Here is an 11,204-nt window from a genome sequence, read left to right on the forward strand (position 1 = left end):
TGTCTTTTGACCTTTGACTTCACTCTGCGTACGTCCCGGTTATCGTCCAGTCCAGCGCCTTCGCGTTGTAGGCGAGTTCGAATACATTCGCGCCGTCGGAAACCGTGAAATGGTAGACCTCGGCTTGGCCCTGAGTTTCGCGCCAGACATAGGTGATGTTCTGAACCCGGTACTCCCGGTTACGCCAGATGAACATGAACGGCCGGAGTTTGTCATGTGGGAACTTCGGGTCGCCAGTCTCGTTGTATATCGCATAGACCTTAACATTCTCACTTAGGCGTTGATGCGTCATCTCAGTCTCCTCCGGTTCAATAGAAGGGGACACATCCGCGACACTTTCATTGTGTCGCTCCGTAAACTTATTTCCTTCTCTCATACTGCCTTCAACCGGCCAGAGTGAGGTCTGGAACACTGCTGTCGTACTCATGATTTCCTCCTTAACGATAGTTGCGGAGCAGGCCGACGACCACGCCGATTATCCGGAAGTCCTGCCGGTCCGGGCCGACGATAATCGGCTCGAACTCAGGATTCTCCGGCTCGAGCACAACCTGGCCCGGACGCTGCTGGAGGCGTTTGATTGTAGCCTCGCTGCCGAGGAGAGCGGCAACGATCTCGCCGTTCTCCGCGGCAGTCTGCGGTCGGACAACCACCATGTCGTTGTCCATGATACCGACGTCCTTCATGCTTTCGCCCTTTACTCTGAGCAGGAAGCAATCGCGGAACCGACTGAGCGAGACCTGGGCCTCGACGTTCTCAATTGCGAGCAGAGGAGAGCCGGCGGCAATCCGGCCGATCAGCGGCAGTGAGTCAGGCTGGTGCGCGGTCGAAAGACCGCGGGCCTGCCTGGGGGTACGCTTGAGTAAGCCTTCGTTTACGAGTATGTCGAGATGATATTTCACCGCCTTTGTGCTTCTGATTCCAACCGCCATACCGATTTCCCTGATGCTCGGAGCACAACCATGCTCATTGGCGTAGGTCCGAACAAACTCCAGAATCCGACTTCTGCGGTCCTTATCTCTGGTAAACATACGTTTACATAGTATCTAAGATGGGCTGGCTGTCAATCGGTGATTTGCGATTTGTGGTGAGTTTCGTCCGAGGCTGCAGGATATTATATATCAATATGTTATATGAGACAGCGCCATCTAACTATCCACTGAATAGCGCTGTTGGGTGCTGGGGGTGGCACCGCCCACCGTACTTGAAACGAACTTGGAAGTGGTCCTCTACGCGCCCTCGACATGGCGATGGATGAGGCGGAAGTCACGTCATCGGAATCGCAGTGATTCGAGCGTCTTGAATTTGAGGCCTGCGGTCAACGGTTTGGGCACCGTACTTCTTCGGGCATACCTGGCGTTCTGTGTCATTTGCCAGGCCGCCTCATTTGTTGACGGGTGTCAGCAAGCGGCTATATTTAGCGCGTGACACAGAAAGTGGCCCAGTGGTCTAGTGGTCCCGTGGTCGAGTGTCTCGGCTTTGCGGCACTTGATTCCTTTTCCCATTTGCCCCTTTATCCCTACCCTTTTCCATGCTGAAAGGCAACGTCACTATCGGCGGCCTGGTTGGGCTTCACGCCCGACCCGCATCGAGCTTCGTCCAGTTGTCGGAGCATTACTCGTCCGAAATCCGCCTGGTTAAGGATGGGATGCGCGTGAACGGGAAGTCCATCCTGGCCATTCTGACTTTGGCCGCATCCAAAGGGAGTGTCGTGGTGCTTGAGGTCCAAGGTGAGGATGAGCGCGAGGCATTCGGAGTGCTGAAGAAGAAGCTTGAAACACTCGACCAGGATGGCGGTTAGAATGCAAAAGAGCTTCCGGGGTGTGGCGGTCTCTCCGGGGTTTGCGCAAGGCGTATCCCAGGTCTATCGGCCGTACACGCCCGCACCGAAGGAAGTTGTGCTCGGCCCGGGGCAGGTTGCCGACGAGTTGAAGCGATTCCGCCAGGCGCTGCATGCGGCGGAACGGGAGTTGCACACGCTCCATACGCAGGTGAAGCGTGATCTCGGCCCCGACTTCGCCGACTTCATCGAGGTTCAGCTCACGCTGCTCCACGACGAGGAAGTCGTCAAGAACACCGAGGCGTTCATCCGCGAGGCCTTGCGGAACGCGGAGTTCGCTTACTCCCAGACCGTGAAATTGATGTCGGAGCCGGTCGCCAAGTCCGAGGTCCCGTTATTCAAGGAACGAATGTTGGACATCGCTGATGTGTCGAACCGGGTCATGCGCCACCTGCTGGGTGATGACTCGCGTTCGTTGCTTGAGGTCGCGCCGGGCACCGTGATCTTCGCCCACGACCTGCCGCCGTCGGAGGCGGCGTTGCTCGACCCGCGCCGGGTCGTGGGTCTCGTGCTTGAGGCCGGGGGCAAGACTTCGCATACCGCCATCATGGCCAAGGCTAAGGAGATTCCCGCGGTCATGGGAGCCGGGACTGTCTGTGAGGCGGTGACCGACGGTCTTCGGGTCTTCGTGGACGGGTTTCGTGGGGTTGCGATTATCAACCCGACCAAGAGTCGGCTGCGTGCGTATGAAGACGAGATTGAGCGCCGGCGGGCATTCCGTGAGTCGCTAAGCGCCCTCGCAACGACTCCGCCGGTCACTGTGGACGGCAGGACAATCGACCTGTCTGCCAACATCGAGTTCATCGCCGAGGCCAAAGCCGCAAAGCGGTACGGCGCGCGTGGGGTCGGGCTGTTTCGCACCGAGTACATGTACCTGGCCAAGCGCAGGCAACCGACCGAGGAAGAGCAGTTCCTGGTCTACTCCGAAGTCGCGAAGATGTTCAAGCCGTACCCGGTCATCATCCGTACGTTTGACCTCGGTGGCGACAAAGTGCTGGCCGGATACACCGAAGCGAATCCTTTTCTGGGTTTGCGTGCTATACGTTTGACACTTAACAGATTAGACCTGTTCGGAGACCAGCTCCGCGCAATCCTGCGTGCTTCGGCGTTCGGCAATGTGAAGGTGATGTTCCCCATGGTTTCGACCATCGAGGAGCTGCGCCGGGGCAAGTTGGAGGTTGAACGGGCGAAGGGGGTTCTGAAGGCGAGAGGGGTTGACTTCGATCCGGACTTTGAGGTGGGGGTGATGGTCGAGACGCCGTCTGCGGCAATCATGGCCGACCGGTTGGCGCGCGAGTGCAGCTTCCTGTCAATCGGGTCCAACGATCTCACCCAGTACACGCTCGCAGTGGACCGGGGCAATGAACACGTGGCCAAGCTGTTCGACCATATGCACCCGGCGGTGCTGCATCTTATCAAGCAGACCGTTGACGCCGCGCACCAGCAGGGGATTTGGGTCGGCATGTGCGGCGAGTTTGCGTCAGACCTGCTAGGCATGCTGGTGCTCCTCGGTATGGGCGTTGACGAGATGTCGGTGTCTCCGGGCATGATTCCCGAAGCCAAAGGCATCATCCGCAATATTGATGGCGGGGTCGCGGCCGAGATTGTGGCCCAGGCGTTGAAACTGGGCACCGCGCTCGAGGTTCAGCGTCTGCTCCGGCGCGAGATGGACCGGAAGTTCCCGCATCTCGCCGGGTTCCAGTTCGAGGAAAACAAAGGGAAGTGACGATTGTCGAGTGACGAATGACTAGCGGAACTGACCGGATGCTGGAGTTGGTGATGAGCCTGCCGGACCAGATAGCGTCCGGCGCCAAGGCAGCTTGCTCGGTCCGGATCGGCCGTGCCGGCCGGTTCGACGCGGTGGCGGTAGCCGGCATGGGTGGATCAGGAATCGGTGCGAGAATCGTGCAGGGGTTGCTGCTGGACGAGTGCCGCCTACCGGTGTTTGTCTGCAACGACTACGACATTCACGCCGCGGTCTCCGCCAAGACCTTGTTTGTAGCAGTCAGCTACTCGGGCAATACGGAAGAGACACTGTCCGCATATGCGCAGGCTCGGAAACGAGGCTGCCGGATCATCGCCGTCACCAGCGGCGGCGAGCTGGGTCGCCTGGCGTCAGGCGCCGGCGAACCGATCATACCGGTCCCGTCCGGCATGCCTCCGAGAGCGGCGCTGGGACACCTGTTTTCGACATTGCTCGTGAGTCTTGAGCGGCTACGGGTCTGCAATAGTCAACAGGCCGGACTCGAGGAGGCGGCGCGACTGATGCGAAAGAGGCGTCGGTCTTGGCTGACAAAGGCTGGCACCATTGCCAAACATGTGCAGGACCGGCTGCCAATCGTCTATTCGACCAGCCGGTTGCTCGACGCAGTGGCGGACCGCTGGCGCTGCCAACTCAATGAGAATGCTGGCGTGCTGTGTCACACCAACTGCTTCCCGGAGCACAATCACAACGAGATCGTAGGGATGGGCCGTCCCAGACATCCGGGACGGAATGCGGTCGTGGTTGCCCTGCTTGACCGCGGCACACATCCGCGCACCCGGCTTCGACTCGAGTCCGTGCTCGATATCACGGAGACGGCATACCATCTGGCCATGCGGCTGGAGAGCGAGGGACGGTCGCGCCTGGCCCGGGTGTTCTCGCTCATAATGCTCGGTGACCTTGTCTCGGTCGAAATGGCGCGACTGAATGGCAAGGACGCGATGGAGATTGAGCGGATCGATGAATTGAAGCGTCGCATGACGCAGAAGCGAGGTTGAACCGTGCAGTTCAAGGCAGTGATTCCCGCCGCGGGAGAGGGCAGGCGACTGAAGCCGCATACTCATACCACTCCGAAGATACTTCTTCAGGTAGCCGGCAAGCCGATTATCGGCCACATCATGGACAGGCTGCTTCCCGCCCGGCCGGACGAGGTGATTGTCGTGGTCGGGGCGCAGGGCGACCAGGTCAAGCACTACCTGACGAGCGAGTACCGCTGTCCGTTCCGGTTCCTGCAGCAGACCGACCCGCGGGGGCTCGGTGATGCAGTCTACCGGGCCAAAGAATCATTTTCCGGCGAGCCGGTATTGGTCCTGCTGGGGGATACGATCGTCGACCTCGACATGTCCAGGATGGTCGGCCGCGGCAACCTCATCGGCGTCAAGGAGGTCGCGGACCCGCGCCGGTTCGGGGTGGTCGAACTCAGGGATGGATACGTGAGCCGGTTCGTGGAGAAGCCGGACCGACCTCAAAGCAATCTGGCCATCGTCGGCGTCTACTTCTTCCGGGAATCAGGCCACCTGTTCGATGCGCTGGGACGCCTCATCGCTCAGGGACGCACGACCAAAGGCGAGTTCCAGCTCACCGATGCTCTTCAGTTGATGGTCAATGACGGCACGAAGATACGTACGCGCACCATCAAACAGTGGCTGGACTGCGGCACGCGTGAGGCGATGCTCGAGACCAACCGATATCTCCTGACGAAGGAAGGTCACTACAAGTCGAGGGCCGGAACGGTGATCATCCCGCCGGTGTTCATCCACGACCGTGCGAGGATACAGTCCTCGATCATCGGTCCGAACGCGTCGATCGGGGCCGATGCCGACATCCAAAGTTCGATCATCTGGGACTCGATCGTAAACCAGCGCGTGGTTGTTCGACACACGCTGCTTGAGGGCTCGATATTGGGCGAGAACTCGGTCGTGCGCGACAGCCCGCGCAGGCTCAACCTCGGCGGATTCTCCGAGTTGGAGATGGGATAGCGTCGAGGAAATACCCAAGCCCGAATGACAAATTCCTAATCTAATGAGGAGAATGACCAAGCGCCACCCGGCATTGGCCATTCGACAGTTGGGGATTCGCTGGGAATTGAAAATTGGTCACTAGTCATTCTCTGTCACCTCTCCGATGTTGACGTTCAGGGTAGACAAGACCGATTCGCTTGCACGCCTTGGCCGGATGAACCTGCCTCATGGCACGGTGAGCACTCCCTGCTTCATGCCCGTTGGTACCCAGGGTTCGGTCAAGACACTCACCCCGGCCGAAGTGGTCGAGGCCGGCGCGGAGATCATTGTCTGCAATACATATCACCTCTACCTGCGTCCCGGGCACAAGCGGGTTCAGGCTGCGGGCGGAATAGCGAGATTCATGGGCTGGAACCGGCCGGTTCTGACCGATTCCGGTGGTTTCCAGGTCTATTCGCTTGCGGCGTTGGCCCGGATAAGTGACGAAGGCGCCGAGTTCCAGTCGCACGTGGACGGCAGTCGCCACCTATTTACACCCGAGGTCGTCGTCGAAATCCAGGAGGCGCTTGGTTCCGACATAGCAATGTGCCTGGATGAATGCCCTCCCTATCCGGTCAGCCGACCGGTCGCCGACGCAGCGGCGGCCCGGACCTCGCTCTGGGCTGAACGGTGCAGCCGGGCCCGCAGGCCTGAGACAAACCTGTTCGGCATCGTACAGGGAGCCACTTATGCCGACTTGCGGGAGACGAGCGCGACGTCGCTGGTGGCCTTAGATCTGCCCGGATACGCAATCGGCGGCCTCTGCCTCGGCGAGTCATCGGATCTTACCTATGACATGGTCGGCCGTGTGACCCCGCTGCTTCCACCTGACCGGCCGCGCTACCTGATGGGCGCCGGCTATCCGGAGGACATCATCGCCGCGGTGCGGCTCGGCGTTGACATGTTTGACTGCGTACTGCCCACGCGCAACGGTCGCACCGGTACCGCGTTCGTCAGTTCGGGCCGGGTGGTCATCCGCAACAGCCGGTACGCTGATGACCTCGGAGCGCTTGACCCGCTGTGTGACTGCTACACCTGTCGCAGTTTCTCGCGCGCGTATCTGCGTCACCTGTTCATGGTCGGAGAGGCGCTCGGCCCGAAACTCTTGACGCTACACAATGTCCGGTTCTACCAGCGGTTGATGTCAGACATCCGTGCCGCGGTGGAGCGGAGTGAATTCGATGCCTGGTCTGACGAGTTCCTGTCGCGCTACCGACCGAGTGTGGAGCCGGTCGAAGAAGCGAATGCCCGCTAGTCTCGAGTCAAGGAGGCAAGAATGAGACAGCTAGTGGCCGTACTGGCCGCGATGGCCGCCATCGCCGGCCTTTCCTGCGGAGGCGGCAGCGCCGCCAAAGGCGGCAATACCATCAAGGTCGGGCTGGTCGTACCATTGACCGGCGACGTGAAGACGTTCGGCGAGTCCACCCGTAATGGTGCGATGCTTGCCATCGAAGAGGCGAATGCCGCCGGCGGCGTCAACGGCAGGAAGATAGAGATGGTCGCGACGGACGACAAGAACGACCCGACGGAAACCAGCAACGCCGGCGCCAAACTGATCGACATGGACCGGGTCGTGGCCGTCATCGGCTCGGTATCGTCCAAGTGTTCGGTCCCGCTGTCTGACAAGTGCCAGACCGCGAAGATACCGATGATAACGCCGACTTCGACCAACCCCAAGGTGACGGTGGGGGAGGACGGCAAGCGGAAGGACTACGTGTTCCGTGCCTGCTTCATCGACCCGTTCCAGGGCACGGTCGGGGCCAAGTTCGCCGCGGAGAGCCTGAAGGCGAGGACCGCGGCGGTGATGTATGACGTGGGCAACGACTACTCGAAAGGGCTGGCCGACTACTTCAAGGCCGCTTTCGAGAAAGAAGGGGGCAAGGTGACCGCGTTCGAGTCCTACGCCAAAGACGACGTGGACTTCTCGGCTATCCTGACCAAGGTCAAGCAGTCAGACCCGGGCGTCCTTTTCATCCCGGACTACTACAACAAGGTCGGCCTCATTGCCAAACAGGCGCGGCAGTTGGGCGTCAAGGCCGTGTTCCTCGGCGGCGACGGCTGGGATTCCCCGGAGATGGTCCAGATAGCGGGCGATGCCATCTATGGCGGGTATTTCACGAATCACTACTCACCCGACGATCCTCGGCCCGAAGTGCAGGAGTGGGTCAAGAAATATCAGGCCAAGTACGGACAGAAGCCGGACGCGCTGGCTACGCTCGGGTACGACGCCGGCCTGCTGCTGATTCAGGCATTGAAGAACTCGCCGCACGCGAAGCCGGACGAAATCAAGCTGGCGCTGGTTGCCATCAAGGACTTCCCGTGCGTGTCGGGCAAGATCACGTTTGATGAATGGGGGAATCCGATAAAGAGCGCGGCGGTGCTGCAGTACACCAAGGACGGGCAGAAGTACGTCACCACCATGAACCCCTAGCTCGTACCGCGGTACGACTCACCGGGGCGGCCCTGCGGCCGCCTCTTTCATTCGGCAGAGAACCGGCGGATGCTACGACGCCGACGGGCGCGCCAGCAGCTCGGTTATCTTGGCCAGCAGGTCTTCCGCGTCGACGGGCTTGAGCATGAAGGCGTCCGCGCCTTCCGTGAAAGCGTGCTTCATCTCTTCGGGATCAGAGAGGCCGGTAATCACGATAACCGGCGATGCGCCCTTGTCTTCCTTCAGCGACGTAAGCACCTTGTGGCCGTCGATACCCGGCATCCTGATGTCGAGCAGCATCAAGTCGTACGCGCCGAGTCCGTACACTTCGAGCGCGTTCTTGGCCTCGCTCACACGGTAGCCTGCAGTCTCAAGAGTCTTCCTGAGCATCCGACGATAGGTCGTGTCGTCGTCGACGATCGCTATACGTTTCTGCTCCATCGCTGTCAGTCTAGAACCAAAAGCACGGTAGTCAAGCCCCGGCTGACCGAGCTGGTGCGTCGCCGGCGCGATTGCCTACCACGTCACGTCGTGTCCGAACAACTCCGCCGACGTGCCCGAGGTCGTTCGTTCCGCATGGTACGACGTGGTGCCGTTGACATCGCGCTGCCGGGAGTCCCTTTCCGAGCTGCCGCTAACGCGCAGGGAAGCTGAGTTATAGGAGAGACTCACATAGGTCGTCGCCGTTGACCAGGAGCCATCTTCGTTGATGACGCCATCCAGGGTAAGGTCCACATTCAGGTTCGATGAAGACGAGGTAGCGGAGATGCGGCAGTTCGTCAGGTCGTATTGCAGGTGCGCGGTCTCAATACCGGTGCCCGAGTCATAGCTCGTGGTTCCGGTAATGTGTACCGTGCCCTGGCCGTACGGCCCGCCGGCAGTCGCATCGATAGCACCGACGGGCGTGCCGACAACGTTCTGATTGTAGATGGTTCCTACGCCCTGCATGATGCCCCAGGCGACGTCACCGTAGAACGAATCGTCGCTGTAGCGCGGCCCTGAGCACGCACTCGACAACACAAGTAACGCCGCCGCTGCGAGCACGACCGGGGGCCGTGCCGCCGGCCCGATAATCCAGCGCAAGATTCCTGACATACTTATCTCCTCGTTCATTCTTAGCGTTCAAGTCAAACACAAGTCTCGGCCCAGTCGCATGTCTGCAGAGTGGTCCGCACCTAATGTACCAACACCTGCCGCAGGCAGGGTATTCCACCGCGTGCCCGGATTCTAGAACTCGCGGGCGGGAATGTCAAATGGGAGGGGAGAGGGATAGAGGGATCAAGTGATCCAGGGATCGAGTGAGCGGGTGCGGAAGCGCGCGGTTCATGATGCTCCGCCGCAGGCAGGTGCCGTCCGATGGCTCAACCACGGGGATTGGCCTCTGGCTCAGGGCAGAGGAGAGGAGGGGAGAAGTAGATTGAGGCTCTGAAAGCAGAGGTGGTCAGGCGGCTTGAGCTTGTGCTTGAGTCACGACGCAGTCGCGCTCCCTTGACGCGATCCGGGCTAGAAATCTGGGGAGAGTCCCGCTCTTTTACACGATTACGAAACCCGACCACCTTCTCATACCGCGCCCTTACGTGTCTCGGATTAGGGAAGTGTCATCACTTCTCAGCGGCTAACCAGGCCGCGACTGCAACGGGCGCCGTGATCTCAAAAGCCGCCACCTGCACCCAGGTGCCTCCTCTATTTCGTCTTCAGGGCTTGAATTCGCTCGTGTGCCTTCGCCACGAGCTCACTGTCCTTAGCAGGCGCGACGGCAACGAAATGCTCATAGCCGGCAAGCGCGTCAGCCGCGCGTCCCGCGTGCTCGCACGCCTTGGCCCCTTAATAGAGGGGCGCGCGATAGCTTGAATCCAGCTTGAGCGCCTGGCTGCAGTCCTGAATGGCCGCGTTGTAATCTCCTTTGCCATCGTAGGCGATCCCGCGGTTGTAGTAGGCACCGCCGAAGTTCGGATTCAGCTTGAGCGCCTGGGTGCAGTCCTGGATGGCCAAGTCGTACTGGCCCTTGTGACGGTAGGCAATCCCGCGGTTGTTGTAGGCGAGGGCATAGTTCGAATCGAGCTTGAGCGCCTGGGTGTAGTCCTGGATGGCCAGGTCGTAGTAGCCTCTGGCGTCGCGGTATAGCCCGCGGTAGATGTAGGCGCTGGTGTCGTTTGCATCCATAAGGAGCGCAGAGTTGAAGTTATCGACGGCCACATCGTGCTGGCCTTTGTCCCAGTAGGCTAGCCCGAGGTTGTGGAAGTGGGCGGCATCCGAACCACTCAGCACCAGCGCCTGTATGTAGTCCTGGATGGCCAGGTCGTAATCGCCTATCACTCTGTAGAGGTACCCGCGATTGTCGTAGGCGAGGGCGAAGTTCGAATCCAGCTTGAGCGCTTGGGTGTAGTCCTGGATGGCTAGGTCGTAGTCGCCTTTGTCGTCGTAGGCGATCCCGCGGTTGTAGTAGGCGAGGGCATAGTTCGGACTCAGCTTGATCGCCTGATCAAAGTCCTCGATGGCTTGGTCGCAGTTGCCTTTCTTTATGTAGGCGTTCCCGCGGTTGTTGTAGGCTATGCAGTCGTTGGGGTCGAGCCCTATTACCTCGGTGTACTGCTGAATCGCCTCATCGTCGTCGTACCTGTCAAAGAGGAAATTGCCCTGCTCGACATGGTCTCCGGACTGCTGGGCACGGATGGCGCCGGGCACGCCCGCCAGAATCATGATGCCGAGGATGAGGCCACTGCACGGCCTGGTGATTCTCATGTCGCCACTCCTTTCTACACAACCATGACTGCCTTGCTCCGAGATGGTTCCCGTCATCGCATCGCGCCTGCCTCAACGAACCAGCGCGGTCAAGGCCACTGTGGCTAAATGATAGACCTAAGCCGATGCCAGTCAAGCAGACGTGCGGTCCCCGAATCGACATTGGTCGACCAAGATGAACGGCTGCGGACGGGCGGAGGCGGGGGACAGACGGATAGCGCCCGACGGCTTGCGGCTCGCGGCGGGCGGGAACCGGTTTCGGCGCGGGATCCACAGCCAGCAGGCAAAAGCCCTAGTGTAGTGCGTCACACGCTTCTTTGCATTTGGCTATCTTGCGCATGATGCTTTCGACGGTGGCGATCCAGACGAATATGTGCGGGTTCTGGTTGCTGGTGGCGATGTAGTCCGCGATCGCCTTCTTCAGAACAGGTA

Annotated in this window: 11 protein-coding genes; 6 read left to right on the top strand and 5 right to left on the bottom strand. The window is 60.1% G+C overall.

Annotation, left to right across the window (positions count from 1 at the left end):
* Window positions 1-19: 19 nt before the first annotated feature.
* Both VMH22_07275 and lexA read right to left on the bottom strand, forming a co-directional pair.
* Window positions 20-292 carry a DUF6504 family protein gene (locus tag VMH22_07275; protein HTW91497.1) on the bottom strand — a complete coding sequence of 91 codons (273 nt, stop codon included), beginning with the start codon at window positions 290-292 and terminating at the stop codon, window positions 20-22.
* Window positions 293-437: 145 nt separating this feature from the next.
* A complete protein-coding gene (lexA, locus tag VMH22_07280; GenBank protein HTW91498.1) occupies window positions 438-1,028 on the bottom strand; it encodes a transcriptional repressor LexA in 591 nt (196 codons plus the stop codon).
* A 500-nt stretch (window positions 1,029-1,528) separates the two neighbouring features.
* Between lexA and VMH22_07285 the strand changes: the two genes are divergently transcribed.
* The 6 genes from VMH22_07285 to VMH22_07310 all read left to right on the top strand — a co-directional run bounded on the left by VMH22_07285 (window position 1,529) and on the right by VMH22_07310 (window position 8,030).
* Entirely contained in the window at window positions 1,529-1,798 is a 270-nt protein-coding gene (locus VMH22_07285; protein HTW91499.1) for an HPr family phosphocarrier protein, read from the top strand.
* A gap of 1 nt (window position 1,799) precedes the next feature.
* Window positions 1,800-3,563: a phosphoenolpyruvate--protein phosphotransferase gene (gene ptsP / locus VMH22_07290; GenBank protein ID HTW91500.1), complete on the top strand. Its 1,764-nt coding sequence runs from the start codon at window positions 1,800-1,802 to the stop codon at window positions 3,561-3,563.
* Window positions 3,564-3,580: 17 nt separating this feature from the next.
* Window positions 3,581-4,597, top strand: a complete 1,017-nt coding sequence (locus VMH22_07295; GenBank protein ID HTW91501.1) for a bifunctional phosphoglucose/phosphomannose isomerase — start codon at window positions 3,581-3,583, stop codon at window positions 4,595-4,597.
* Between the two features lie 3 nt (window positions 4,598-4,600).
* Window positions 4,601-5,578, top strand: coding sequence for a sugar phosphate nucleotidyltransferase (locus VMH22_07300; protein ID HTW91502.1), 978 nt, complete (start codon window positions 4,601-4,603; stop codon window positions 5,576-5,578).
* A gap of 145 nt (window positions 5,579-5,723) precedes the next feature.
* Window positions 5,724-6,854, top strand: a complete 1,131-nt coding sequence (tgt, locus tag VMH22_07305) for a tRNA guanosine(34) transglycosylase Tgt (GenBank protein ID HTW91503.1) — start codon at window positions 5,724-5,726, stop codon at window positions 6,852-6,854.
* Window positions 6,855-6,875: 21 nt separating this feature from the next.
* On the top strand, window positions 6,876-8,030 hold the full coding sequence (locus tag VMH22_07310) for an ABC transporter substrate-binding protein (GenBank protein HTW91504.1): 1,155 nt from the start codon (window positions 6,876-6,878) through the stop codon (window positions 8,028-8,030).
* 72 nt (window positions 8,031-8,102) lie between these two features.
* Here the strand turns inward: VMH22_07310 and VMH22_07315 are convergent, their stop codons facing one another.
* The 3 genes from VMH22_07315 to VMH22_07325 form a co-directional block, all read right to left on the bottom strand.
* Complete coding sequence (locus VMH22_07315; GenBank protein ID HTW91505.1) at window positions 8,103-8,471, bottom strand: response regulator; 369 nt, start codon at window positions 8,469-8,471, stop codon at window positions 8,103-8,105.
* Window positions 8,472-8,546: 75 nt separating this feature from the next.
* Window positions 8,547-9,125, bottom strand: a complete 579-nt coding sequence (locus VMH22_07320; GenBank protein HTW91506.1) for a hypothetical protein — start codon at window positions 9,123-9,125, stop codon at window positions 8,547-8,549.
* Window positions 9,126-9,854: 729 nt separating this feature from the next.
* On the bottom strand, window positions 9,855-10,772 hold the full coding sequence (locus VMH22_07325) for a tetratricopeptide repeat protein (protein ID HTW91507.1): 918 nt from the start codon (window positions 10,770-10,772) through the stop codon (window positions 9,855-9,857).
* Window positions 10,773-11,204: the final 432 nt, after the last annotated feature.

Source organism: bacterium (assembly GCA_035505375.1).
GTDB lineage: Bacteria > Hydrothermota > Tepidihabitantia > Tepidihabitantales > Tepidihabitantaceae > UBA2258.

Coding starts and splice junctions, on each gene's coding strand:
- VMH22_07325 (HTW91507.1), bottom strand. CDS start 10,772: ATGAGAATCACCAGGCCGTGCAGTGGCCTCATCCTCGGCATCATGATT.
- VMH22_07275 (HTW91497.1), bottom strand. CDS start 292: ATGACGCATCAACGCCTAAGTGAGAATGTTAAGGTCTATGCGATATAC.
- VMH22_07320 (HTW91506.1), bottom strand. CDS start 9,125: ATGTCAGGAATCTTGCGCTGGATTATCGGGCCGGCGGCACGGCCCCCG.
- ptsP (HTW91500.1), top strand. CDS start 1,800: ATGCAAAAGAGCTTCCGGGGTGTGGCGGTCTCTCCGGGGTTTGCGCAA.
- VMH22_07285 (HTW91499.1), top strand. CDS start 1,529: ATGCTGAAAGGCAACGTCACTATCGGCGGCCTGGTTGGGCTTCACGCC.
- lexA (HTW91498.1), bottom strand. CDS start 1,028: ATGTTTACCAGAGATAAGGACCGCAGAAGTCGGATTCTGGAGTTTGTT.
- tgt (HTW91503.1), top strand. CDS start 5,724: ATGTTGACGTTCAGGGTAGACAAGACCGATTCGCTTGCACGCCTTGGC.
- VMH22_07315 (HTW91505.1), bottom strand. CDS start 8,471: ATGGAGCAGAAACGTATAGCGATCGTCGACGACGACACGACCTATCGT.
- VMH22_07310 (HTW91504.1), top strand. CDS start 6,876: ATGAGACAGCTAGTGGCCGTACTGGCCGCGATGGCCGCCATCGCCGGC.
- VMH22_07295 (HTW91501.1), top strand. CDS start 3,581: ATGACTAGCGGAACTGACCGGATGCTGGAGTTGGTGATGAGCCTGCCG.